Source organism: Dyadobacter sp. CY261, assembly GCF_021440085.1.
Lineage (GTDB): Bacteria > Bacteroidota > Bacteroidia > Cytophagales > Spirosomataceae > Dyadobacter.
This window is the reverse complement of the sequence record NZ_JAKCPW010000005.1, coordinates 88348-114364: the sequence shown is the minus strand read 5'-3', so window position 1 is coordinate 114364 and position 26017 is coordinate 88348. Positions and strand designations below refer to the sequence as shown.

Here is a 26017-nt window from a genome sequence, read left to right as displayed (position 1 = left end):
AATCCCGGATCGCACTGATCCGGGATTTGCTTTTTTATACGGTTGATGTTTAATGAACTTTGGCAATCTTTCGGAAAGCGCGGTCATCGCCTTGCTTTACTTCAACAATGTAAACACTCGCAGGAAGCTGTGTGATGTTCAACTGATGTGAGAAACGGTTGGCCGTTTTGTTCACCTGCATTTGCTTATAAAGCCGTCCTGATTTGGCGTCGAATATACGGATCTCGATCTGCCCGGTTTTTTCATTAGCGAGGTCGATGCTGAAGTAATCGGATGTTGGATTGGGATAAACATTCACATCTACGTGCAACGGTACTTCCGGTTCCAAAGCTGGCGCAGCGGTTTCCAAAGCTGCAATTCTTGCATTGGAACCGTCGGCTGCTATTACAAAGATTGGCGTTTCGCCCGCAGTAACCGTTACTTTGCCATCCACGATCGGTAGTTCTACCATCGCCATATTGCTGGCACCGGCGGTAGGCGTATAAATTCTCGCAATGCCCGACTGATTCAGGTTGACGGTATATTCGGCGGTTCTGCCCACTTCGTCTGGTACTGTCAGGATAAACAGTGATTTTCCATTTAGCTCGTAGCGGTCTACGATCGGGTCGTTATGGAGCGTTTCCTTGAATTCGTATTGCCCAAACAGTTTTTGGGTTTGCAGGAAGTAATCCGCAGATGGCCGGCGTGTCTGGTCGTCGTTGACGAATCCCGATGTCCCGAACATACCACCGCTGGCACTGTTGTCGTCGTACATTTGGTAGAAAAACAATTTCTCAACACCGTTACGGGCCGCAAACAGCGACGTGCGCAGAATCCAGTCGGCTTGTGTTTGTAATGCCGATTTATTGCCGATAGGAATCGCTCTTAGCGGACTGCTTTGATGCAGGTCGTATCCTGCTTCGGTATTCCAGATCGGCAGGTCATTGGAAACTTCGCGGGCTACTTTTACGAAATTTTCTACGATCTGCTTGGCATTGGTCACTTCGGGCGCCGCGCCGCGGGTAGATGTGCCGCTCTGGCTTGAAGATGCATTGTCGGTATAAAGATGGAAGTTGACAACATCCCAGCAGAGATTCACTGTTCCGTCGGCATTATAGCCCCGGAATTCCCTGCACCAGTCGACCATTCCTTTTACATAATCAGGACCGGTAACCAATCCCGCAATGACCACTTTCATATTCGGATCGGCATTTTTTACACCCACGCCGGCACCCATTGTATTTTTATGACCATCATAAAATGCGGACATGTTCGCTGCATATTCCCGGGCTGTCTGGTAGCCCTTGCGGCCTTTCCACCACTTGTCGCGCTCGTTATCGCATTCGATGTATTTGATCAGGTTCAGGCCGATTTTGATGGTGTTAACCGGGTCTTGGTTCCATCTTGGCGTGGTAGATACGCTCAGTAGCGACGGGTCAACATTCGCATTGCTTCCATAACGCGCTGCATACTGGAATGCAACTTTTGCCTGTTCTATGTATGAAACCGGATCGGCGAAACTCTTGCCATAGCGAACAGGCACATTCTCCGGATCACGCTGATCTTCGGGATATGTCTGTCTCAGCCAGGTGGGCTGCGTTTTAAGGCAAGCGAGTACCTCAATATTCTCCTGCTTGCAGCGTTCGTAAATCAGGTCGTAATTCCAGCTGCCGCTTAGGGTGGGATTATAGGAATAAACACCTTCATCCGCTTCCAGCTTCTCCCAGTCCATATAATGCCGTAAACCTGTAAAACTTTTGGCAGCTTGTACTTTTGGTTCAACCAGTGTTTCAATATGCATGCCATCCTGGAAATTCCATTCGTATCCATTCACGCCCAGCATATCGCTGAGTTTGATGTGTTTGACGCGGGCCGGTTTCACGATTTCGGTACCAGGAGTATAGCTACCGTAAAACTCGATTTCGGTAGGTAATGTGTTGGACATGGTCATTACCAGGTAACGGATATTGCTCAACGGCTGGTCGAACTTGAACTGCGCGTCGCCGGAAAGTTGGCGATTGGGGTAGGGGCCTACCCAGCCATTATAGATTTCACCGGTGAAGGTAGCAACCGGAATGCGTTCCCATTGATCCGTAATGACTGACAATACCAGTGGGTAATCCTGCGCCGTACCCGTAAAATCGAAGAATTTGATTCCATTGAGGGTGATCTGCTCGCCATCTTTCAGCGGATAATATGCCTCGTAATTGTTGATCACTTTGCCCCAGCCTGTCTGCACATTTTCCTGCGTGTTGCCATCAAACAAACCTTCCAGGCCATTGGCCGCATTGGTAAGCTGGTACCAGCGCTTCGGGTCGATGGGGATTTTGGTGCCCAGTGCCGGATTATTGGGGTTTGAATTGTCAGAAACAGAAAATGTCCTGGCGACATTCTCGGCCGTGAGATAATTGTTGTTGCCGGCCTGCGATGCCGTGATGGTTACTTGTCCAGCCGCGTGGATGGAAGCTTTCCAGATGCCGCTCGCATTTGAAACCGAAACGATCGATGGGTCGGAAGACGTAAACTGAACAGGCGTTTCGGGATTAGTACTGCTGGTTGTTAGGTTGAATGAGCCGTCGGTCAGATTTTTATCGCCAATCGGCTCAAAAGTAATAACGGATTGCCCCTGGACTGAACCGGGGATTACCTCAAACCAGTTGAAATTGAATGCGCCGCGGTTCGCAAAAATGCGGAACACCTGGCTTCCCGCGTCCAGTTGCACAGTCGTGCGTACGGTGGTGTAGTTTTGCCATCCGCCTGTTTGTGGAACATCCACGTTGCCTAGAATTGTACCAGAGGTGTTTTTGAACTGAATATTACCATTTCCCCAGCTATTAGCCACCCGGAAATTGATTGTGTAAGTGCCAGCCGTGGGTACATTCACATTGTAATCCAGCCAATCATTATCGTCGATATAGCTCACGTTCTGGTCGCCATCTGCGTCGCCCGTTGCTTCGGTACGCACGTCTGACGCCACATCAAATGTTTCTGCTTCAATTCTGCTCGTCAGTGCGCGAGACGCCCTTGCCTCAAACCAGTTGAAGTTCCAGCCGCCCTTAGGAGCAAAAACACGTAATCTTTGGTTCCCTGCCGGTAACGACGCCAGCATGCTAACGGTTTTCCAGCCTTGCATTCCGCCTGTTTGCGGCAAGAGGATACTTCCAAAGTCGGCACCTTCCGTGTTTTTCATGACGAGCGTAGCCTCAGGACTATACCCGTTCGCGATGCGGTAGTTGAATGTAAATATTCCGGCAGCAGGTACGTTTACGTCGTAGTCCATCCAGCTATCATCCTGGATCCATCCTACATTCTGGCCTCCATCGGTATCTGTGGTGTTTTCTAATTGTACGCTGTTAGAGGCGTCATACATCTCGGCTTCTATCTTCGCGGGCAACATAGTACCGGTAACCCGTTGGCCTGCCGAAACGAATGAAAACCAGTTGAGGTTGAATGCTCCCTGTCTGGCAAAAAGCCTTATTAGCTGGCTACCTGCTGGTAGGGTCACGGTGGTATGGATGGTTGTCCAACTTTGCCATGCGCCTGTTTGTGGGACATTTACCTGCCCCAGCACCGCTCCTGCTGCGTTTTGTATTTCAATAATGCCGTTTCCATATGCGTTGGCAACCCTGAACTGCATTTCATAATCGCGGGCATTGGCCAGACTGAGATTGTAATCCATCCAGTCGTTATCATCAATATACGCCACATTCTGGCCGCCGCCTTCATCACTGGTATCTTCCAGGCGAACTTCGTGCATCGTATCAAAGTTTTCTGCCTCCACCTTTCCGGACGCTATCGAGCGGGAAGCGCTTACATCAAACCAGTTGAAATTCCAGCCTCCTTTTTCGGCAAAAATGCGGATTGTCTGATTCCCTTGTGGAAGCAAAGCAGCAAATGACACAGTTTGCCAGCCCTGCATGCCACCAGTTTGTGGCAAAATAGCCCTGCCCAGGGTAGCACCGTTAGATGATCGTAACGCCAATGTAGCTTCTGGACTATAACCATTGGCGATCCTGAAGCGGAACGTGTAGTAGCCCGCCGACGGTGTCTGAACGGCATAGTCTAACCAGCTGCCATCCTGTATCCAGCCGACATTCAAACCGCCTCCTGCATCCGAAGTCGATTCAGTGCCGGTGGCATTCGTGGTGATAAAATCTTCTGCTTCGATCTTTCCTGGAAGTATCTTATTCGACTGAGCCTGAATAGAGAAGGAGAAAATTAAGAGACAGAGCGTAAAGGTTTTAGTCATTCGTTGGGTCTACAATTTTAGTGAAGATACAACGAATTTAAACTTAGCTACAAATTTTGTAGAAGTTTTTGTCGTACTAGTATATAAATAATCTTTCCAAGTGGCGGCAGACCTCAAATAGCTACTAGTCAAAACGTTTGCTTATTTGAACGCGGGAATTCCGGGTCCTTCACCTGGGAGTGGCTCAATTTCTGGTACCACGGGTTCTACTGGCGGCAGTTCTGGCTCTGGCGTCAGAGGCGGAGTCTCCGGTTCTTTCTCATAAGGTGGTGTTTCTTCCGGCACGTCAGGTGACGGAACTTCCGGCCGTGGATCGAAAGGTGGCGTCTCACGCGGATCGCTGGGATCACCTCCGCCATTTGTGAAATCCCGGTACTCATTGGCCAGTTGATAGATATCCATGGTTTCGAGTTGTTTGAATGAAATGCTGTGTGCTCATCATTAAAATAACTGTGCCGGATGATAATTCCGAACACCAATTTTTGTCATGGTAAAGATGAATTAATCTAATCGAGGATTGAAATCTTTATATTTGATTTTCCTCACATTAAATCTAACTAAATGGAACTGCGTCAAAACGAAACCCGCCAGCTCAGCTTTCACGGGGAAGGGGCCAAATTATTTGGTATTTACATTGTTAACATCCTTCTGACTTTCATTACACTCGGCATTTATTATCCATGGGCAAAAGCCGCATTGCTGAAATATATGTATGAAGAGTCGGAATTTGAAGGGAGCCGCTTTACATTTCATGGCACAGGCAATGAAATGTTTAAAGGTTTTATTAAAGCAATCGGCATTTTCTTGGGTCTTTACTGCTTGCTGTTTCTGGCACTTTTGTCCAGTAGTATGGTTGTTAAAATGCTTGGTGTCGCAGTCTTTTACATAGGATTATTGATTTTGATTCCGATAGCCATTCATGGCGCGCTTCGTTACAGAACGTCCCGCTCGTCGTGGCGCGGAATCCATTTCGGATATCGCGGTGACCGCAAAGAATTCCTGAAGATGTTTATCGTAGGCAGCCTGATTACCATTTTTACATTCGGTACTTATGGTGCCTGGTTTATTATTGAAATCCGGAAATACATTTTCAAACACCTCCGTTTCGGGAACATTACATTTTCTTATGAGGGCGAGGGTGCGGCATTTTTCTGGCTTAATGTAAAAGGCTATTTTCTGTCGATTTTTACGCTGGGTATTTACGCTTTTTGGTATGCCAAAGACCTTTTCGCCTATTACGTGGATAACATCCGGATGTACCAGGGAGATACGAAGCTTAATTTCCGCTCGACCGCTACTGGCGGAGCATACTTCCAGCTGGTCATTGTGAATCTGCTCATCATCGTGCTCAGTCTCGGACTCGCAACGCCCTGGGCCATCGTGCGGGCTATGCATTTTGTGTTTAACAATATCCACATCGACGGGCCTATGGATGTCAATTCAATCACACAAACCGAAGCCGACTATACCGACGCTACTGGCGAAGATCTCGCAGATATGATCGATATTGGCCTTGTTTAATCACATTTGACCTTTTTCATGCAGCATTTTAGTGTCCGTTACCACGACGGCCGGCGCTCCATCGCGCACGACGCCACGCTCACACTCATGCCGGACCACTGGCTCATTCATTACCGGGATCCGTCGGAGGAGCTCGTCCCGGTCCGCTGGGCAATACCGGGCATCGTGACCGACGAAAACTTCAGCGGTCTGTTCATTTTCCGATATGGGGAATTTCCACAGCAGACGATCGAATGCAAGGATGAAAAGCTGCCCGGGGCGCTGAGGTACCGGTATCCGGAGAAGGTATTTTTCAAGAAGCGTATCAGCAACCTCTTCAAATTGAGTAATACGGCTATTGTGGGAGTAGCGCTGCTCGTTCTCATTCTGATGGGCCTCACCTATTGGTATGGCCTTCCATGGCTGGCCGGTGCTGTTGCAGAACGCATTCCTGTAAGTGCGGAGGTCGAAATGGGTGACACCATGTACGAGAACATGATCCGCGCCTACGATGTGGACAAACCGCTGACGGATGCGGTAAATGACTTTGCGAAATCCATTGATTTCAAAACGCAATACCCCATCCGTGTCACCGTCGTGAAGGAAGACGAGGTCAATGCATTTGCATTGCCTGGCGGGCATATCGTGGTTTTTGATAAGATCATCCGGCAGATGAAAAGCAAGGAGCAGCTGGCGGCACTCCTGGCGCATGAAGTAGCCCATGTGCATTACCGGCATTCACTCCGAAACATTTTCAGAAGTCTGGCAGGCTACCTGTTTCTTTCATTGCTACTGAACGACATCAACGGCATCGTCACCACCATAGCCGACAATTCCAATACACTCGCCAACCTCACCTATTCCCGCGAACTCGAAACCGAAGCCGACCGCAAGGGAATGGATGTGTTGCAAAGCGACGGCATCAGCCTGCAAGGTTTTGTGGATTTGTTCGCATTACTGCAAAGCGAACATGGGGATGTGGGGAGTTTGCAATTGCTGAGTACGCATCCGCTGACGGAGGAGAGGCTGCGGGTTGCGGAGGAGATGGTGAAGCGGCAGAAAGGTGTGAGGGAGGAGAGGGAATTGGAGAGGAAGTGGGAGAGATTGTCGCTGATGGTAAATAAATAGCGAACCATTATGATTGACGGCTCGCTATTTATTTCCTTTTGCTTGTTCTTAGCGGCTAGACCAATTTCAAGGTATTCCCTGCCAACTCGAAGAATATTTCAAGATTGTAGTGGTCGGAGAAGATGCAGGCGGATTATTTCCTTTCGATGTTTGTGTGATTCTGGAAGTAACAAGTCCGTCACTATCGGTTATGTAGGTAAATTCTTTATTGGACGATTTGGTAGCAGGGTTTTTTAATGACTGTTCAACAGTTTTCGCCACAAGAACATCCGAGAATTTCCCAAAAATGGGGAGATACCGGTCAATATTCCCTTGATCCATATATATGGTGGCATCTACAGGGTTCCATGAGTATTTAGCGGGTATTGAAGTATAAGTAAATGTGGTTTCGATTTCAGGTCCAAATTGACTATTGGAAGATGCTACCTTGTGAAGTCGATAGGAACTACTAGCAGCATTGTAATTGTAAGAATACTTCCAGATAACATGAGGGTTTCCGATATGAGAAGATTTTATTTCATCTAAGAGCCCCTGCGCATTGTATTTGTATTCATATGAATCTCCCAAAGCTACGCTTTCACTCGCAACACAGAGCCCGTTAACAACCTTATATTTCCATTCTTGAACAAATGAGTTAGTGCCTTTTTGATACTGCTTTCTACTAATCCATAGGTCGCCAGATGGGTTGTTATCGTTGTATGTGTATTCAAAGTAGTAGTTATAATTATTCCCGACATCAATTCTAGATATTTTTCCGAGAAACTTTCCACTTTTAATGTATTGTATTGCAACATCACCCTCCTTGACAAGTCTTAGAAGTGGCGATATCTTAGCATTTTGGTCATTCACTGCGACACCATCTGTTCCAGTAGGAGCAATTGCCTGATCGTTATGGCATGCGGCGAGCAACCCGGCCAGCGTCAAACTTTTCAATAAATTCCCTGCAATGTGAAGTTGTTTCATAAATTAAACTGATAGTTAAATGAATAATTGATTTTCGATTCAAACTTAGAGCTAATCGATATGACATGAAAATCTGTTTTATTAATGGTGTGTTTTGATGATTTTTCGGACGTTATAATTTTGTTCGTTTGAGCTATTTGTATCATTTGTAGTTTTATTTTCATAGTACCAAAAAATAGCGCATCATTAATAATAACGGTCCGCATTAATACTTTCTACGTGGAACAATTGGGTATTTCGATAGAAGGCCCGGCTTACACTTTGTGACGGATATATTTTACCAGCGCGTTGTTTGATTATTAATGCCGTTTGCTGGTAATATCAGAAGCCCGCCGAGATTGTTGTCATCGCAGATGTATTCTATTATTCATAAAAATTTGCAATAGCACCTCGTGTTATTGGCGATTCGGAGCTGGTTGTTTCAAGCACTTTCGATACGACAAAGAGACCGTCAGCTTGGCGGTCTCTTTGTCGTATCGAAAGTGCTTGTCGCTAGTGGATTAGAGTCCTGGAACCCATGAGGTGTATTTTAATGGGGAGAAATTGGACTGTTTCCCGGCCTGATATCCAAGCCCGAGCGGAAAGTATTCTTCTGTCCGATATGTTACGTAACCACTGCCGTCAAATGCATATGTATACTTATAATATGGCTCGCTTTGACCTGAGGCTGGCAGCGGAGATATTGTAATCTGCTGTACAAGTGCATCGCTGAATTTGCTGAATATGGGCAGATATCTGTCAAGACCTAAATGTACTGGATTTAAAGGGTACTTATCTGCCTTTGGATCCACTGAGTAGTTAGCAGCCCATATAGAGTATTGATAAGTTATTTCCTTGTATGCTCCATTATTATTAGAGAAGGTGGTTTTATAAAGACGTTCGTCGCCTGCACCGGCATTGAATATATATGATAATTCAATTTTTGTATTGGTTCCTTCTCTGGATATTTTTTTAAGTCTGCCTGCTTCGTCGTAGTTAAAATTGAAGTTTTGATTGTCAGTGACATCAATTTTTTTTATGCATTTTTTATTAACGACATGGTATTGTATTTCCTTAACCAATGCATTGCTTGATTTTGAGTAACGCTTACTGGTAATCCAATAATCCCCCTCGACTGGCCCATCTGCATACGAGTATTCGGTGTAGTAATTCGGTTCACTGACTTTTGACAATTTACCGACGTAACGGCCTGTCTTTTTATACAGCAACTTATTGTCACCATCGTCAACCAGTTTTATCTCACCCGCTGCGATTTTGGAGTTGTCGTGATCGGCGGAGATATTTGCTGTTTCAGATGGTGTAATCGCATCCTCATTCTGGCATGCGCCCAGCATGCCTAAAAGTAGCATGCCTTGTAAAGCAATACTTGTGGTTTTGTGAAGTTTCATAATATGCGTTTAATTAAATTGAACAAATGATTTAACTGCACCAAACATAGCCTCCGATCGGGCGTCATAAAAAAGCGATGGGCGTGTGGACGGTTTCGGCTAGTTTGCGGTTTAAAGGTGGGTGGTTTCTCACTTTCCTACTTTTAGGTTATTATGGCATCGTTTTTGTAACGTTTGTGGTAAACAGAATATAAGATGAAGAAACTAACCCCGGAAGGCTGGCAAAAGGTTAATGAGATTGCGAGCCGATATGATTTGCACACCGAAACCATCGAATCACTCCTGAACGCGATTATTCGTGGAGGTGGGACCATGGCCCAGTTCAATCTTGCCGAATTGGGGGGACAAGGGCAATGGATGAAAGGCGGGATGACGATGGTAGGCGATATGTTTAACAATTCGTTGCGCGCGAATGTGGACAAGCTTTGCCATGAGTTGGCCGATCTGATTATGACAGATATATTATTTGAAGAAAAGGAGGGTGATTCAGAAGAAAAAATTACATCGCCTTTTAGGCCAGTCAACACCTCCTGGCCTAGCATTTTTGGAAACCCCACCTCGAGCGGTTCACAAAATGGTTTTCGCTACGCCTACTTTGCCTCCGTTCGCCGACTGGTGATTGAGGAAAATGGGAAGCGCACGATCTATGATACCAAGCATCACCAGATATCGGGCGTGTCCCAACAGCATGGTGCGGTCGGTTCGTACCGGTTTACCAGCCAGGAAGGCGCAGTAGATCTGGGCAGCCTGGAAATTGTCTCCGACCCTGATAAACCCAGTCAGCCAACACCGGAAATCGCTTACGATGTCACCGCAACTGCTGATCTTCGAAGCGGCGACCAAAGCCCGCAGGACATCATCATTTCGACGATAGGGAAGCTGAATGTGCTTTTTGAGAAGGGACAGATTACAGAAGAGGAATTCAAAGCCAAGAAGGAGGAGTTGTTGTCGAGATTGTAACGAATTTGCGCAATAAAAGGGCCCGAATTATTCGGGCCCTTTTTGTAGAAATACGCTAAAATTTAAATGACGGTATTGTGTATTTTCTGTCCGTTGTCGAAACTAATTTGCCGTCATATTTCTTGACGGTAACATTCCTGACTTTACCGGCATAATCCAATACATAATTATAATAATAGTTGGTGGAGGAAATTTGTTGCCCGTTCGAAAGAAACTTTTTGTCTGACGAGCACTGAACAAGATTAGTACTGAATTTCCCGAATATTGGAAGATACTTGCTGACACCTACTGCAAACACATCTGGATTCAAAGGAGATTTGTCCGGAATAGGTTCTGTAATACTGTAATTAAACCCAACTTCCCTGGTCTTTTTACCCGAGGCATCGTAGAATGTTACTGTGGATAGCGAAGTTGCAGTTCCGGTGGCATCAGCCTTGTATGTAAATTCGATTCGCTCGTTGGGCTGCAGTTTATTGTAATACTTCGTGAGCTGCCCATTAGCGTCATATTCGTACAGGTGTGTTTTGTCTGTAACGGTTTCAATGCAGCGTCCATAGGAATCCAGGATATAAGTGAATACTTTGGTTGCGTTGTTGAAACCATTCACATATCTTTTGCCTGTGATTAATTGCGTCCCGTACGTAAATTCATGGTAAGCGCCGTTGTTATAAATTTCTTTCCACAAAGCGCTTGGCACCTGATTGTTGTAAACGAGACTGACATCACCATCCTTTATTAATTGACCTACTGCTTGTGAAGTTTTCGCATTCCGATCGGACACCGTCGTCGGGGCCTGCGGAGTAAGCATATTGTCATTTTCAGGTTGGCAGGCGCCTAACAGGCCGGCGAGTAAAATTCCTTTGGTCGCAGTGGTCATGTTTCGAAGTAGTTTCATAATCGTTGTTTGGTTGGTAAATGAATAGATTTTGAACTTCTTCCAACATAGCAGGCTACCGGTTAGTACGAAAATGTAATGGGCGAATGGCGATGGCGGGAGAGCCACCGGTCGTAAAGCGGGCGGACTTGCCCGTCGCTTCTCGTATTCGTAATTTTTGCAGACCGCACAACATTTACGAGTTTTGCGATATTTAAAGTTGATGGTCGCCTATTAATTCGATGTGTCGGCAGAATTCATATGCACCTACGATCTTTTCAAATCTAAAATAGTAGCCCCCATTACCGTCATCATGAAGGTGTCAATCAAAAAGGGCTGGAAATCGGTCAGTGAGAATATAGAAGAATTTGAAGCAAAAAAGGAGTTGTCGTAGAAGCTGTTTATTTAATCAAAAAGCCGGTAATACCGGCTTTTTGATTAAATAATGTGGTTACTAATCTGCAAGCGGAGCATTGTATTTGTGTTCTGTGGAGGAGATACTGCCATCCGGTTTTGTTACAGTCATCGTTTTGACGTATCCTCCGGATGCAAAATCATAGTTATAAGTCGAGACGTATGGGGATCCATTCTTTCCGCTGGCGCTGCTTTCCTCACAACGTCCATTCGCATCAAGGTAATAGTGGCTGGGGAACGCCTTCAAACCACTTGCAATAAAGGACTGATATCCGGTAACCTCGCTTGCCGCGTAAGTGTACGCTCTGTATCTTTTTGCAGCAGGGTTGATTTCCTTCGAGGGCCGGGTTTTCCTTGGGTGGTATATTCGAGTAGCTGATAGCCGTCCTTAATGAGCAATAAAGTCGACGCTGCTTTCGCATTCCGGTCCGACATCGTTAGCAGGTGCCCGCGGAGTAAGCGCATTGTCATTTTCTGTATGGCAGGCACCTAACAGGTTGGCGAGCAAAATCCATTTAATCGCGGCGGTCGTGTTTCGAAGTAATTTCATAATCGTTTTTTTATGGATGAATGAAATGATTTCGAACTTCTCTCAACTTAGCCGACTATCGGCCCGGACGAAAATGCGATGGGCGAATGGTGGTGGCGGGAGAGCTACCGGTCGTGAAGCGGCCGGACTTGTCCCTCACATCCCGTATTCTTAATTTTTGCAGACCGGACAACATTTACGAGTTTTGCAGTGTTTAGAGTGGACGACCACCTGTTGGTTCGATGCGCCGTCAGAATTTATTTGCACCCATGATTTTCGCACAGATATCCAAAATTGTAGACCCCATTGCCGTCAAGCTTGACCGGTGGACGGTGGAAGTATACCGCTTGCTTCCGAACCTGGTCATTGCTGTACTGATCCTCATTGTCTTCAGGTTTCTGGCCCGATTCGGAGGTAAGTTTATCGAAAGGGTGCTGGGTCATGCATCGCAGAACATCGCGCTTGTAGGATTGATATCGACTATTACCCGGATCGGGATTGTCGCCACGGGTTTTTTCTTTGCACTGGGCATACTGGGACTCGACAAAACGGTCACTTCGTTGCTTGCAGGAGCGGGAGTGCTGGCGCTCGCGCTGGGTTTCGCATTTCAGGATCTGACGACTAACTTCATTTCCGGCGCATTCATAGCCATACAGCGACCCATTCAGGTGGGTGATGTGATCGAGACCAACGGTTTTACGGGTAAAGTTTTGTCAATCGGCTTGCGTTCGGTGAAGCTGGATAATTTTGAAGGCCAGCAGGTGGAGCTGCCAAGCAAGGATATTTTCCAGAAGCCGATCATGAATTTTACACATTCGGGGGAAAGACGTGTAAGGATGGAGGGTAGCATCGGCTACAAGGACGACCTGGCATTTGTAGAAAGCCTGGCCTTGGGCGCCATCAAGGGTCTTGATTTTATCGACCCGCTCAAAGTGATCGAATTTAATTTTCTTCGTTTCAGCGAAAAAAGTGTTGATTTTGAAATCCTGTTCTGGATCAGGCAGGACAGGATCGGGCCCGGACCGGCAAAGAGTACGGTGATGAAGATTGTAAAAAGGGTGTTTGACGAGCATAATATTTCCTTCCCTACGCCGACGCGGCCACCTGAACTAAATATCGTCAACCTCGATCAACCAGGATCTTCCAAGCCAGAATAAAATTAGACTTTGATACACAAGGATACGGCCCGCGGCTCCGCGGGCCGTATCCTTGATGTTGTTAAAAGTTATACTTCGGCATGGTGTATGTTCTGTCGGTCGATGAGACGAGTGTACCATTGATTTTCTTCACGGTGATATTTTTGGCCTTACCCATAGTGCCTAACGTATAACTATACGCGTGTGTGGTACTGGATGCTTTTTGGCCGTTCGGAAGATATTTGTCTTCAATCAGAAGTTGAACAAGATTGGTGTTGAAATTCCCGAATATCCGCAGATACTTACTAACTCCGGCCGGGAACACATCTGGGTTTAAAGGATGTTTGTCCGGAATCCCTGTTGCACCACCATAAGTGAATGTTAGTTCCTTGGTTTTTGCGCCCTGCTCATCATAGAATTTTACTGTGCTCAGGGATTTTTTCCAACCCGTGGCATCCACTGCATATGAAAATTCTCTTCGTTCATCCGGCTGATATTTATTGTAGATTTTGGTGAGCTGCCCGTCGGCATTGTATTCGTATATATAGGTCTTGTCCGTGACAGTCTGAACACAACGTCCGAACGTATCGAGAAAGTATTTGTATTCTGGTGCAGGGTTACCATAGGTAAACTTCATAGCCGAAATCAGTTGTGGTGCGTAGGTAAAAACGAATTGAGTGTTGGCATTACTTTCCTTCCAGAGAAGAGTCGGATCTTGGCTATTATATGCCAAAGTGGTATTGCCGTCCTTAATTAGCGTACCGGCTGCCACGGCAGTTCTTGCATTTTGGTCAGATGTGTTTGCAGGTGCCTGCGGTGCCAGGGCGGTGTCGCTCTCATTCTGGCAAGCGCTCAGCATACCGGCGATCAGGATGCCTTGAATGAAAAGTGAAGTGCTTCGAAATAGTTTCATAATCATCATGTTTAAGTGTGATAAAATTGATTTTGAATCGGATCAAACATAGGTGGACATCAGAATCACACGAAATGCAATGGGCGAATGGTAGGGCCTGAAGAGCCTGCGGTAAAAAGAGGCTGGCTGGCAGGCCGTAGTTTTGTATAGCGTATTTTTGCAAACCATACAAGATTTTCGAGTTTTGCCCTGTTTAAAGGAAGTCAGTCGCTTATTAATTCGATAGGGTGGCCCGCATTCATTTGTACCCGTGATTTTCGCCCAGATATCCAAAATTGTAGACCCCATCCCCGTCAAAGTCGATCGCTGAACGGCGGAAGCTTATCGCCGGCGAAGAGTAAGGCGATGAAATTGGTGAAGCGGTTTTTTGATGAGAATAATATCTCTTTCCCTACGCCTGTAAGGCCGGTTGATCTACCACCGCCTGGAAAACCCGAAGCGTAAAGCAAGAAAAGGGCGGACCGAATCAGAAGCAGTCCCGCCCTTTACATTGAGTTTAGGGCACCTTTAAGATCGGGTGACTTTGTACCGAGCCCGGCGTGGTGATCACAACCTGATACAGGCCCGCGGGAATGCCGGAAATATTAACGAAAACCTTATTTCCTGTCAGGGGCATTTTTTCATTATCCAAAACTTTTACGCCTGCCTTGTTTATCACTTCGACTTTGGCAAATCCAAAGTCGTTGTCAGGAACTTCGATCGTTATGAACCGATCGGCAGGATTGGGGTAAGCTTCCATTTTTGAGGGGTTTCTGTTAGTGAGATGTACGATTTTGCTGAAAGCGAATGAGCCATCCAGGTCTACCAGTTTAAGGCGGTCCATATTGCGTTGCGAATCTTTCGATCTCTCTACGATAAGTATCTTGTGCACGACACGCTAAATACAATAAGTAAATCGAGATGAAAAGGAGGAGAAAATTTTTCATGATCAAAGTGTATCAGTGTTTACACAATATTTATCATGAAATATTCGGGAGTTGCATCTTCAAATAATAAAACAATGAGGGAATATCAGGTATGGATAATCAAACGGTAATTATTACACGCAGCTGAGGCAGACACAAAAAAAGACCGACCCGTAAAAACAGGCCGGTCCTCAATATCAATCCTATTATTAATAACGGTAAGTCTCCGCTTTGAAAGGACCATCAACGGATACGCCGATGTAAGCAGCTTGCTCTTCGGACAATGTATCCAGTTTTGCGCCTACGTGTGCGAGGTGTAATGCAGCAACTTTTTCGTCCAATGCTTTTGGAAGAACGTATACTTTCTTTTCGTAAGCAGCCGTGTTGGTCCAAAGCTCGATCTGCGCCAGTGTCTGGTTTGAGAATGAGCAGGACATCACGAATGACGGGTGGCCCATTGCACAGCCCAGGTTCACCAGACGGCCTTCTGCCAGCACGATGATATCTTTTCCTTCTACATTGTAGATATCAACCTGTGGTTTGATCTGCGATTTGGTGTGGCCGTAAGATTTGTTCAACCAAGCCATATCGATTTCGTTATCGAAGTGGCCGATGTTACAAACTACCGCTTTGTCACGCATTTTAAGGAAGTGGCTGTCGGTAATGATCTTGTAGTTACCGGTCGCCGTTACGAAAATGTTAGCGCGGGTAGCAGCTTCGTCCATAGTTACCACTTCAAAACCATCCATCGCAGCCTGTAATGCGCAAATTGGGTCGATTTCGGTAACCAATACGCGGCAGCCTGCCCCACGAAGTGATTCGGCCGAACCTTTACCTACGTCACCGTAACCTGCTACTACTGCCACTTTACCGGCAAGCATGAGGTCGGTTGCGCGGCGGATAGAGTCAACCAATGACTCACGGCAGCCGTATTTGTTATCAAATTTAGACTTTGTAACCGAGTCGTTTACGTTGATCGAAGGAAGGTGGAGCGTGCCGTTTTTGTAGCGCTCATACAAACGGTGAACACCGGTTGTAGTTTCTTCCGAAAGACCTTTGATACCGTCGATCAACTCAGGATATTCGTCGAAAACCATGTTGGTAAGGTCACCACCGTCATCGAGGATCATGTTGAGCGGCTTACGGTCTTCACCGAAGAACAAAGTCTGCTCAATACACCAGTTAAATTCCTCTTCGTTCATGCCTTTCCATGCGTAAACAGGGATACCCGCTGCTGCGATAGCCGCTGCCGCGTGGTCTTGGGTAGAGAAAATGTTACATGATGACCAGGTAACCTCAGCACCCAATGCAGTAAGGGTTTCGATGAGAACGGCAGTCTGGATCGTCATGTGCAAGCAACCTGCAACACGTGCACCTGCCAAAGGCTGTGACGGACCGTATTCGGCACGGATCGCCATCAAACCAGGCATTTCAGCTTCTGCCAATGTGATTTCTTTACGGCCCCATTCGGCCAGCGAGATGTCTTTTACCTTGTACGGGATGTACGTTTCGGTTGACGTTGCCATTATTTTACAGTTTAGTTAATATCTTAATTTTAGCACAAAACTAAGTAGAAAAACCACCAGAGAGAACAAATGCAGATACAAATTCTATTATGACGATGAAATTTAGATAATTTATCTTTCTAGTGCCTAATCTGCCCCGATGATGAAGTGAGGGGCCGCGTATTAGCCACGCTGCGAAAGATATTTTGTCTGTATCCCAGAGGATTACCCGATGGGTGCCCTCTGCCAGGTGTCGTTTGTCGACAATAGTATGACATTGGTCGACATTGCTTTTCAATCCCTGTATTGGCCTTCGAATTAGTTATCTTTGTTATATGCGCCCCGTTGCCCCGTTTTTGAATAATACCAAACAAAAAAGGATTTTACTGCACATATTGTTCTGGCTCGCCGTATGGACGATCCTGACGATTATTTATGGTGCCGGCATGCCCGACTACTGGCTCACGATCGGTATTGTGGGCTTTTTTATGCCAATCCACATCGGTTATTTTTACCTGATCGCCTATGTGATCATCCCGCGGTATTTCGATAGGAAGAAGTACGTGCAGTTTGTGGCCTACTTCCTGCTGATCGTCATGGGGTCGACGTTCGCTTTCAGGCTGATGGAAATACTCGTTGCCGATCCCATTATTTATAACGCCGTCAAGAGAAACGATCCGACCTTTGTATGGCACAAGCTCGACGGCACCTTCAGACAACAGCTCTCGAAACCGGTGTACCTCATCAGCGCATTCGAGCAGACCAATATTTTCGTTTGGATCGCATTGTCGGTGAAGTTTTTTAAAATGTGGTTCGACCGGCGGCAGGCAGCGATGGAAGCCGAGCTCAATTTTCTCAAAGGCCAGCTGCACCCGCATTTTTTGTTCAATACATTAAATAACCTTTATGCATTGACTTTGAAGCAATCGCCGCAATCGCCGGGCGTGGTGATGGGGCTGGCGGAGATTTTGCGGTATATGCTTTATGAGGCCAATACGGAGATCGTACAGCTGGAAAGGGACATAAGTATTCTCAAAAGTTATATCGAATTGGAGAAGATCAGATATGAGGAGCGACTGGATATTAATTTCAGTATCAACGGCTTGTCGCCCGAGTACCGCATTGCGCCGCTGCTGATATTGCCGCTGGTCGAGAATGCATTCAAGCACGGCGCGAGCGAGCAGATCGGCCAGGCGTGGATCAATATGGATTTGCGGGTAAAGAGCAACGCATTGAAATTTAAGATCTCGAACAGCAAACCCGAAACTGCCGTGCACGACGAGCGCCCGCATCATGTGAGCATAGGCCTCGCGAATGTGCGCAAGCGGCTGGAAATCCTCTATCCCGCGGCACATAACCTCAAAATCATGGACGAGGAGGATGTATTCGCTGTGATTTTGGAAATAGACCTTGATAAACGATTGGATATCTGATAATGATGAAGCTGAAAGCCATTCTGGTGGATGATGAGCCTCATGCCATCGAAGTACTGGACAATTACCTCGCCAATTTCGCCGAAATAGAGGTCGCGGCGCGCTGCCAGGATGCGATCCAGGCATTTCAGGTGTTGCAGCAGCAAAAGATCGACCTGATGTTCCTGGATGTCAAAATGCCGGGCCTGAAAGGTACAGACCTTCTCAGAAGTCTCAAAAATCCGCCCAAAGTTGTTTTTACAACCGCCTACCAGGACTATGCCGTCGAAGGTTTTGATTTGAATGCGGTCGATTATTTGCTCAAACCCATTCCTTTCGAACGCTTCCTGCGCGCGATGGACAAAGTTTTTACAGGTTTGAATATTACAAACCAGACGGTTTCGGTGGCACAAAAAAATGCGCAGACCAGCCAGGATGTGTTTTTATATTTAAAAGTGGACCGTAAAATGGTGAAGGTGAACGTCGACGACATTTACTGGATCGAAAGTTTGCGGGACTACATCAAGGTGGTTTTGAAAGACAAGGCCCTTATTTCCAAACAAAAAATCAGCCTGCTGGAAGAGCTGCTGCCGGAGGACGGTTTTATCCGTATTCACAGGTCATTTATCGTTTCGGTTGATAAAGTCGAAAGCTACCATTCGCATAAGCTCGAAATAGACGGGAAGGAGCTGCCGATCGGCCGAAACTTCCGTAACGACTGTCAGCGCCGTTTTAAGCTCACCTTTTAACCGGCGCCGCAAAAGGCGTTTGTCGATAAAACCCGCTGTTGATCGACACTCCGTTTTGAGGACTTCTGATGCTCGCCAAATCGATTTAAAATTGCAGCGCCATTGAGAAATGGAATGAAATCTATTTAAATCATTTGGATTATTAGCCATGTTAAAAACAAGAAGAATTCTTTGGGCAGCCTTGTCATTTACCCTGTTACTGGGTAGCTGCAAGGAGGACGAAGATGTAAAACCATCCAACACATTGACCGCCAAAGCTGGCGCGGACCAGAATGTGAACGCAGGCTCTGTTGTGAATCTCGATGGTAGCGCTTCCACCGACAGTGAAGCCAAACCTTTCGAGTTCAGCTGGGCATTCTCTAAAAAACCTGCCGGTAGTACAGCCAACCTGGCTTCTGCTACCACTGCCAAACCGACCTTCACTGCGGACCTCGCCGGCGAGTACGAAGTGGAACTGACCGTCAGCAATGCCAATGGCCAGAGCAAAGACAAAGTCCTCATCACCGTAATCCTCATCGAGCCGGCTGTGATCGACGCCAACATCAAGGCTAAACTGACTTTGAACGACCGCGTCGATAACCCCGCCGTTCCGGATTACATTGTCAATGCCAATGTTTCAGTGAATGCGGAGCTCGAAATCAAACCCGGCGTTGTTATCGCATTTGCACGTGATACCCGTTTGGAAATCAACGACAATGGCGGTATTCTGATCGCAAAAGGAGAAGCTGAAAAACCGATCCGTTTCATCGGAAAAGAGACCACCAAAGGTTTCTGGTCGGGTGTGACGTTCCGCTCATCGAGCAGCGCCAACACGCTGGAATATGTGCAGGTGCTGCACGCAGGAAGCAAGCCATTGTACAGCACTACCAAAGCGGGTATGGCCGTTCTGGGAAGTCAGGCGGAGGTCAATATTAAAAACTGTTTGTTCGAGGCGAATGCTGGCTACGGCCTTTATATTCAGCAGGGGGTAAGCCTGGCTTCATTTGAAAAGAATAATTTCAAAGACAATACGGAGGCAGGTATCCTTCTCGGTGCCGAGAATGTGAAGAACCTGGATACAGATTCCAAATTCACAGATGGCAATGGACGTAATGTGGTGGAGATTTTTGCCTCGGCACTTCCTAAAAATGCAGCGAATGAAGTGGTTTGGAAAGGTTTCAAAGACAAAACCCCTTATCGCATTCTCGAAAACGTTACCTCCGATGCCAACTGGAAATTGTTGCCAGGCGTGACGATCGAGGTGGGACGCGCAGGCTTTATTACCATCGACGACGGCTATTTCAATGCGGTGGGCACCGAGACTAATAAAATTGTGATCCGCGGAGCCGAAAATACGGCTGCTTACTGGAAAGGCATGATCTGCTTCTCGACAAGCGACCAGAATGTGATTGAGCATGCGGAAGTGTCCGGCGGAGGTAACATCGCGATCGTGTCGGGCAAGAAGGCCAACATTGCGGTCTACGGCGGGCAGGCCAGAATGGCAATCCGGAAGTCGGTGATCTCCAACAGCGGCGGCTACGGAATTTTTGTGAACTACCAGGCAACGATCAATGCCGACGTGGAAACGGTCAACACTTTCAAAGACAACGCACAAGCCAAGTTGTTGAAAGAGTAGGAGCGTAGTGATGGACAGTTCCACGTATTGTACCAGTATCGTCTTTGGCCTGATTACCCTCCTGGTGGTGTTTACGTTCTTCCAGGCTGTTAAAGGTACCAGTTTTTTTGCTCGCGCCGCTGTTCTCTGGATAGCGGTGCAGTGCGGGGCCTCTCTCGCCGGATATTTTAAAGTTACCGATACCATGATCCCCCGGCTGCTACTTGTGGTGGTCCCACCCGCTGCCCTGATGGCCTGGCTGTTTCTCGCCAGGCCGGGCAAAGTGGTCACCGACGGGATGAATGTCGATTTGCTGATTATGCTACATGTTGTGCGTGCGCCAATCGGGTCCTTTGCGCGCATCTGGTCGTGATCCGGAACCTGGTCAAGGCGCATTGGCAGGAGCCGAAGTTTGTTAGCTCGGGCCGCGCGGTGATCAGCCATTTTTTTAGTTGAGATAAATATAGCCATGAAAATAATCACACATTACATGCTTGCCGGACTGCTAATGGCCGGAGGCATTCAAAAACACGCCGTAGGCAAAGCCACGCGCCCGGCACGGCAGCCATTCCCTGAAAAAGGGTTCTGGGTGACGGAGACGTCACCGGATAAAAAATCGACCATTGTAAAATACTACGCCCATAGCAACCACATGGTGTCGGAAGTAGCCGAACCGGAGGTGCTCGATGTCAGGAAGCTTTCCGTCAGAAAATACTTGAATGAACAGTTGCGTAAGGAGCTGGAAAAGGATACAACCCACGGGGCGAACATCAAGCTTTATGAAATCCGTTGAAATCCTGACGCTCGTGCGTCCGATCGGCCTGGTGCTGTACTTTTTCCTGGCATCGCAGGGCGCTTTCTATCAGGTCGGTTTCGGTAAGGCGCTGTTCGATATTTCTCCCGAAGGTTTCATTGAATTGCGTAAGGCGGTGGACCCGCGGGTCAGGGAAAACCTAAAGGCAATATACTTGTCGTCGTTGGTGATCATGGTTATCTGGCTGGCACTGACGATCAGATCCGGTGGATTATTTTCCTATGGGTCGGTATTGGCTGCTTTCCTGCTGCTCGTTGCGGACCTGGTGCTGGCGCTTAAAGCCAGCGAGCCGGTAAATGAGCTCATCAACAGCGGCCTTTTGAATACACGCAAAGGCTACATCAATGCGCGGGCCGAATGGATGAAGTACATCTTCATCAGAGGCAACCTTGTTATTGTGGGTTTTGTGATCCTGCTCCTGGGCCTGGTACTTTAATACGTTTTTAGTTAGTGTTTTAATATTTTGAAATCAACTGCTTTATTATTTAAAAACAGCCATGAAAAAGAAAATCCAATCACCCTCAATGCTGATTAGCAAAATCGCGAAATCGGCTCTTGCCCTAGCCGTACTGGCCATGTCCTTCACCGCTTGTAAGGACGACGACGACAATGTAGATCCTGACGGCGGAAACGGCGGCGGCACCGAAAAAGAATTTATTCCTTCGAAGGACAAAAGTTACCATTACAAGATCACCGATTCGGACGGTTCCGATGGTACCATGACTACAAAGATCGTGAGTACAAAAGACTCGGCCGGACTTGCCGTTCACACGATTCATAACCTTGTCAGGGAAAATGAAGAGGAAATGACCCTGATATCGAAAGCGTATGCTAAAGGCGGAACGACGACGAACGAATTGCCTTATCCAACGGCATTGAAAGCACTTGTAAATGAGATCAACGACATCGCATATATCGCTGATTTCAAAGTAACAGGCTTCCCTCAATATCAGTTATTGGAAAACAACGGAAAAATAAACAGCGCGCTGACGTTTAAAGGTGATCCGATCAAGATATTGATGAAGCTGGAAATCCCTGTTGGGGACGAAGGCTCGGTAGATGCCGCGGTTGAAACGAAACTTACCTATAAAAATGGAAAGGCAACCGGCGAGGAAACGATTACAACCACTGCGGGTGAATTCAAATGTACCAAATGGGAGTACTCATATGAGGTTTATGTGAAGTTCGAAACCGACGCGACTCCCCCGGAAATCACAACCGAGCTGGTGAATGTAACACTCTGGACTGCACCTGGCGTGGGGGTAGTAAAATCGATCGAAAAGACTGAAGAGGATTCTTCTACCACGGAGTTGCGCAAGATCGACTAATAACGGCGGTACCATGAAAAAATCGGCATTAATGCTGCAATGGGTCCTGGCAATAGGGCTCGTTGCTGCCTGCACCACCGACGACGAGCCCGGCGTAGGCGCGCAAGGTTCGAAACAGGGATATGCGACCGGAAAGGTCACTGACACGAAGGGGAACCCTATTAAGGGCGTGGAAGTTGTGATCGACAATACCATGTTCCACGCATCCTACTCCCTCGGCAATACCGATGCGAACGGCAACTACGAGATCCAGCTGCCCAAAGTCGGCACATTTATGGCTTCGGCGCAGATCGTGAAGGAGTACAATGGTCGCCGATACGAAATGGACCTGGCCCCGGATGTTTTCGAAGCATTCAGCATTGATGGCGCCGTGCGGAACTTCCAGTGGAAACTTACTGGCGAGCGCCCGGAAGGCGAGGGGTTTTTCGGCGCAACGATCGGGGTCAATAAGGCGCTTTACAGCAGTATTTACGACGAAGAAAATATTGAATTCACACTTACGCCGGTTGGTAACCTCATCGACGGTTCCAAAGGCTCGACGTTGAAAATGAAGTCAGGAAAGCCTTATTCGAAGAATTACGGCTATCTGGTAGACATTCCCCTGGGCCGGTACGAAATGACCGCCTATTATAACGGGGAGAACGGCAAGACGCCGCTTAAACTGCGCAATCACTTCTCAGAAGATGAGTATGAGAGCACGCTGATGATCGATTTCGACCCCAGTACCATGTGGGGCCGCAACGCCTTTTACATCAGCTATTTGGAGTAGGATGATGTGCAGTATCCAACCAAGAAAACAATAGAGAAATAGGATGGATAATTTGGGACTAGCCAGATCTTTAAGACCTGGCTAGTTTTGTTTTATAGCAATACAGAAAAGCTCTTGAAGATCGCTCCAAGCCTAACCGCATCGAATATACGTGCCTGTGTGCCGCCATGGTTCAATACCGATTGCTCGTGCGAAGTCACGCACATTTCGCAGCCGTTTAATGCAGAAACGACGAGGCTCGTCAGTTCGAAAAACTCCTTGCCCAGCACCGGATTTGCCATAATGCTCATTTTGATGCCCGCAGGTGCATTATCGTAAAACTCCTTATGCATGAAGTGACGGAAACGGTAGAATACGTTGTTCGCATTCATCAATGAAACACAGGCCGTTATCTCCGCAATTTCTTTTTCCTCAGCACCTTCCTGGGTAGCCAGTTCTTCCAAGGCCGCGATCAGCGCCGCATTCTTTTCGTTCACCGCCACCGCTAATGCGAGCAACAATGCTTCTTTGCGGTTCAATGTTTGTGATTTTAATACATTACCTACGTTGATTTTCAGGTCTTTAAGGTAACGATGGTCAAGCGCCGCGAGCTTGTTGATCAGCACGCTTTCGAATTCTGCGGGCAAATTGACCTCCTTATACAGGGACTCTTTCGTGTTCCCTGTGGCTGCAAATGGATACATGTTTGTTTGAAGTTGAGCGGGAAGGACTTTCCCGTGGGTGATAAAAAAAAGCAGTTCACAGAACCGGCGTACGAATGACTGACCGCTGTGAACTGCTTCGAAATGGCTTGTTAAGCGATAGTCGCTTCGCCTTTTTGCCAGTTGCAAGGGCAAAGCTCGTCAGTTTGCAGAGCGTCCAGTACGCGGAGAACTTCCGGTACGTTACGGCCTACTGAAAGATCGTTTACAGATACCCAACGAATGATGCCTTGGGGATCAACGATGTAAGTTACACGGTAAGCGATTTTCTCGGTAGCTTCCAGGATACCCAGTTCTTCTGCCAGTGATTTAGAAGTATCGGCCAGCATCGGGAATTGCAGGTCGCGCAGGTCATCGTGGTTTTTGCGCCATGCAAGGTGCACGTACTCACTATCGGTAGAAGCACCGATCAGGATCGTGTCACGGTCAGCGAAATCGGAAGTGTGTTTGTTGAATTCAGCAATCTCGGTAGGGCACACAAAAGTGAAGTCTTTTGGCCACCAGAACATTACCATCCATTTCTCAGCATTTTTGTGGTCTTCTGAGGTAATATCGTAGAATTCGTTTCCTTTTTCAAGTGAAACTACGGATGTCTTTTTGAACTCAGGGAATTCCGATCCCACCGATAACAGTCTATTAGCCATGATTGCTCGTTTGTTTATAAATTGTATTTTTTTGTGTTACAAAACTACGAACGCAGAGTAGACCGGACAAGCTCCGCCCTGGTATTATGCCAGGAAAGAGTTGTTTTAAATAAATAGATTTAGTTTTATTTATAGGAACGAAGAAATTATAGATATTACTTATAAGGCTATCAACTTTGGCAATATAATTATACTTATAATAACTGTAATTCTAAATTATCTATCGGGCATCACGCCGAGCACCGATTCCAGGGACATTCCTCTTGAACCTTTGATGAGGAAATGTGTATTTTCCTGCGGATTGTCCATGATCCAGTTGTGAAGTGAGAACTTGTCGGGGAAATAGTAGGCTTTGGGCAATGCAGGCAGGGCGTGCTGCATCAGTTTTCCCGCAAGTATTACGACGTCGAAGTTCTCACCGGCGATCTGTTTTCCTAATAACAAATGTTCCTCCGGCGCGGCATCGCCCAGCTCGAACATATCGCCGAGGATCAAAATCTTTCGCGGTGCCTTCATCCGCCCGAAATTAGCCACTGCTGCCGCCATAGAGGATGGGTTTGCATTATATGCATCCATAATAACAGTATTCGTGCCTTTTTTAACGATCTGCGAGCGGTTATTGTCCGGCTCATAATTTGCCACCGCTTCGTAAGCATCCTCGTCGGTTACGCCGAAATGCTTACCTACCGCCAGTGCAGCGCAGATGTTGTCGAAATTGTATCTTCCGGGTAAATGCGTGGTTACAGTCTTGCCACCGTTTTTAAATACGACAAAAGGATTTTCTTCGACCAATGCAGGATTCACCGGACTGTTTTCGGAACAATAGAATACGATCTCGCCAAATGCGCGGCGTTTGCTCACCATTTCCAGGATCACATCCTGCGTCGAATTCACGAACACCGTTCCTTTCTTTTTAGAAAGAAAATCGAACAGCTCGCCTTTGCCTTTAATAATACCCGCCACACCGCCAAAACCCTCCAAATGCGCTTTGCCTATGTTGGTAATGAGCCCGTGGGTCGGCTGGGCAATGCTGCTGAGCAACGCAATCTCCTGCTGGTGGTTGGCCCCCATTTCGATCACCGCCATTTCATGTTTCGCGGGGTCGATGCTCAGGATGGTGAGCGGCACGCCAATGTGGTTATTGAGGTTCCCGTGCGTGGCGTAAGTGTTGAACTTCATGGAAAGTACTTTCGCAATGAGTTCTTTCGTGGTGGTTTTGCCATTCGAGCCGGTCAATGCGAAGACAGGGATTTCCAGCATTTTGCGATGGTGCCGAGCCAGATCCTGCAAGGCGGTAAGGCCGTCTGCGAAGAGTAGGAAACGCTCGTCTGCAACCACCGCCGGATCATCTACCACGGCGTAAGCCGCGCCTTTTTGCAAAGCTTCGGCAGCGTATTGGTTGCCATCGAACTTATCGCCTTTCAAGGCGAAGAAAATGCAGCCCTCGGTGACCTGGCGGGTGTCGGTGGAAACTTTGGCACCCTTGCGGTAGATATCGTAAAGCGTTTCTATGGAAGTATACATGAATTGACCGGTCGTTATAAAGTAATGCAGGCTTATTTC

At 47.1% G+C, this 26017-nt stretch carries 24 protein-coding genes; 12 read left to right on the top strand and 12 right to left on the bottom strand.

What is annotated here, in order from left to right; translation table 11 throughout:
• Window positions 1–49: 49 nt before the first annotated feature.
• Together LZD49_RS15550 and LZD49_RS15545 are read right to left on the bottom strand one after the other, a co-directional pair.
• On the bottom strand, window positions 50–4228 hold the full coding sequence (locus LZD49_RS15550) for a carbohydrate-binding protein (RefSeq protein WP_234668497.1): 4179 nt from the start codon (window positions 4226–4228) through the stop codon (window positions 50–52).
• Between the two features lie 141 nt (window positions 4229–4369).
• Window positions 4370–4630: a filamentous hemagglutinin gene (locus tag LZD49_RS15545; protein WP_234668496.1), complete on the bottom strand. Its 261-nt coding sequence runs from the start codon at window positions 4628–4630 to the stop codon at window positions 4370–4372.
• Between the two features lie 159 nt (window positions 4631–4789).
• Between LZD49_RS15545 and LZD49_RS15540 the strand changes: the two genes are divergently transcribed.
• Together LZD49_RS15540 and LZD49_RS15535 are read left to right on the top strand one after the other, a co-directional pair.
• On the top strand, window positions 4790–5749 hold the full coding sequence (locus LZD49_RS15540) for a YjgN family protein (protein WP_234668495.1): 960 nt from the start codon (window positions 4790–4792) through the stop codon (window positions 5747–5749).
• 18 nt (window positions 5750–5767) lie between these two features.
• Window positions 5768–6856 (top strand): M48 family metallopeptidase, encoded by a 1089-nt coding sequence (locus tag LZD49_RS15535; protein ID WP_234668494.1) that lies wholly within the window; start codon window positions 5768–5770, stop codon window positions 6854–6856.
• Between the two features lie 66 nt (window positions 6857–6922).
• Here the strand turns inward: LZD49_RS15535 and LZD49_RS15530 are convergent, their stop codons facing one another.
• Both LZD49_RS15530 and LZD49_RS15525 read right to left on the bottom strand, forming a co-directional pair.
• Entirely contained in the window at window positions 6923–7819 is an 897-nt protein-coding gene (locus LZD49_RS15530) for a hypothetical protein (RefSeq protein WP_234668493.1), read from the bottom strand.
• Between the two features lie 500 nt (window positions 7820–8319).
• Window positions 8320–9207, bottom strand: a complete 888-nt coding sequence (locus LZD49_RS15525) for a hypothetical protein (RefSeq protein ID WP_234668492.1) — start codon at window positions 9205–9207, stop codon at window positions 8320–8322.
• 195 nt (window positions 9208–9402) lie between these two features.
• Here LZD49_RS15525 and LZD49_RS15520 point away from each other — a divergent pair, with 195 nt between their 5' ends.
• Window positions 9403–10167 carry an SHOCT domain-containing protein gene (locus LZD49_RS15520; protein WP_234668491.1) on the top strand — a complete coding sequence of 255 codons (765 nt, stop codon included), beginning with the start codon at window positions 9403–9405 and terminating at the stop codon, window positions 10165–10167.
• Window positions 10168–10222: 55 nt separating this feature from the next.
• Here the strand turns inward: LZD49_RS15520 and LZD49_RS15515 are convergent, their stop codons facing one another.
• Window positions 10223–11062, bottom strand: a complete 840-nt coding sequence (locus LZD49_RS15515) for a hypothetical protein (RefSeq protein WP_234668490.1) — start codon at window positions 11060–11062, stop codon at window positions 10223–10225.
• 781 nt (window positions 11063–11843) lie between these two features.
• Complete coding sequence (locus LZD49_RS15510; RefSeq protein WP_234668489.1) at window positions 11844–12005, bottom strand: hypothetical protein; 162 nt, start codon at window positions 12003–12005, stop codon at window positions 11844–11846.
• 221 nt (window positions 12006–12226) lie between these two features.
• On the opposite strand from LZD49_RS15510, the gene LZD49_RS15505 reads away from it, so the two are divergent.
• Window positions 12227–13141: a mechanosensitive ion channel family protein gene (locus tag LZD49_RS15505; protein ID WP_234668488.1), complete on the top strand. Its 915-nt coding sequence runs from the start codon at window positions 12227–12229 to the stop codon at window positions 13139–13141.
• Between the two features lie 61 nt (window positions 13142–13202).
• Here the strand turns inward: LZD49_RS15505 and LZD49_RS15500 are convergent, their stop codons facing one another.
• The 3 genes from LZD49_RS15500 to ahcY form a co-directional block, all read right to left on the bottom strand.
• Window positions 13203–14033, bottom strand: coding sequence for a hypothetical protein (locus LZD49_RS15500; RefSeq protein ID WP_234668487.1), 831 nt, complete (start codon window positions 14031–14033; stop codon window positions 13203–13205).
• Between the two features lie 496 nt (window positions 14034–14529).
• Window positions 14530–14856: a T9SS type A sorting domain-containing protein gene (locus tag LZD49_RS15495; protein WP_234668486.1), complete on the bottom strand. Its 327-nt coding sequence runs from the start codon at window positions 14854–14856 to the stop codon at window positions 14530–14532.
• A 291-nt stretch (window positions 14857–15147) separates the two neighbouring features.
• The gene (gene ahcY, locus LZD49_RS15490) at window positions 15148–16464 is read right to left on the bottom strand and encodes an adenosylhomocysteinase (RefSeq protein ID WP_234668485.1); all 1317 of its coding nucleotides are present in this window, start codon (window positions 16462–16464) and stop codon (window positions 15148–15150) included.
• Between the two features lie 314 nt (window positions 16465–16778).
• On the opposite strand from ahcY, the gene LZD49_RS15485 reads away from it, so the two are divergent.
• The 8 genes from LZD49_RS15485 (at window position 16779) to LZD49_RS15450 (ending at window position 23109) form a co-directional block, all read left to right on the top strand.
• Window positions 16779–17876 carry a sensor histidine kinase gene (locus LZD49_RS15485; protein WP_234668484.1) on the top strand — a complete coding sequence of 366 codons (1098 nt, stop codon included), beginning with the start codon at window positions 16779–16781 and terminating at the stop codon, window positions 17874–17876.
• A gap of 2 nt (window positions 17877–17878) precedes the next feature.
• Window positions 17879–18604 (top strand): LytTR family DNA-binding domain-containing protein, encoded by a 726-nt coding sequence (locus LZD49_RS15480; RefSeq protein WP_234668483.1) that lies wholly within the window; start codon window positions 17879–17881, stop codon window positions 18602–18604.
• 148 nt (window positions 18605–18752) lie between these two features.
• Window positions 18753–20219 (top strand): PKD domain-containing protein, encoded by a 1467-nt coding sequence (locus tag LZD49_RS15475; protein ID WP_234668482.1) that lies wholly within the window; start codon window positions 18753–18755, stop codon window positions 20217–20219.
• Between the two features lie 10 nt (window positions 20220–20229).
• Window positions 20230–20571, top strand: coding sequence for a hypothetical protein (locus tag LZD49_RS15470; RefSeq protein ID WP_234668481.1), 342 nt, complete (start codon window positions 20230–20232; stop codon window positions 20569–20571).
• A gap of 96 nt (window positions 20572–20667) precedes the next feature.
• A complete protein-coding gene (locus LZD49_RS15465) occupies window positions 20668–20991 on the top strand; it encodes a hypothetical protein (RefSeq protein WP_234668480.1) in 324 nt (107 codons plus the stop codon).
• Window positions 20978–21448, top strand: coding sequence for a hypothetical protein (locus LZD49_RS15460; protein WP_234668479.1), 471 nt, complete (start codon window positions 20978–20980; stop codon window positions 21446–21448). The genes LZD49_RS15465 and LZD49_RS15460 overlap by 14 nt, the downstream gene beginning before the upstream one ends.
• A 61-nt stretch (window positions 21449–21509) precedes the next feature.
• Window positions 21510–22340: a hypothetical protein gene (locus LZD49_RS15455; RefSeq protein WP_234668478.1), complete on the top strand. Its 831-nt coding sequence runs from the start codon at window positions 21510–21512 to the stop codon at window positions 22338–22340.
• A gap of 13 nt (window positions 22341–22353) precedes the next feature.
• Entirely contained in the window at window positions 22354–23109 is a 756-nt protein-coding gene (locus LZD49_RS15450; protein WP_234668477.1) for a carboxypeptidase regulatory-like domain-containing protein, read from the top strand.
• 92 nt (window positions 23110–23201) lie between these two features.
• Here LZD49_RS15450 and LZD49_RS15445 read toward each other — a convergent pair whose 3' ends face one another.
• The 3 genes from LZD49_RS15445 to murF all read right to left on the bottom strand — a co-directional run bounded on the left by LZD49_RS15445 (window position 23202) and on the right by murF (window position 25978).
• Window positions 23202–23792 carry a carboxymuconolactone decarboxylase family protein gene (locus tag LZD49_RS15445; protein ID WP_234668476.1) on the bottom strand — a complete coding sequence of 197 codons (591 nt, stop codon included), beginning with the start codon at window positions 23790–23792 and terminating at the stop codon, window positions 23202–23204.
• A 110-nt stretch (window positions 23793–23902) separates the two neighbouring features.
• Complete coding sequence (locus LZD49_RS15440; RefSeq protein WP_234668475.1) at window positions 23903–24454, bottom strand: peroxiredoxin; 552 nt, start codon at window positions 24452–24454, stop codon at window positions 23903–23905.
• Window positions 24455–24670: 216 nt separating this feature from the next.
• Window positions 24671–25978 carry a UDP-N-acetylmuramoyl-tripeptide--D-alanyl-D-alanine ligase gene (gene murF / locus LZD49_RS15435; protein WP_234668474.1) on the bottom strand — a complete coding sequence of 436 codons (1308 nt, stop codon included), beginning with the start codon at window positions 25976–25978 and terminating at the stop codon, window positions 24671–24673.
• Window positions 25979–26017 lie beyond the last annotated feature (39 nt).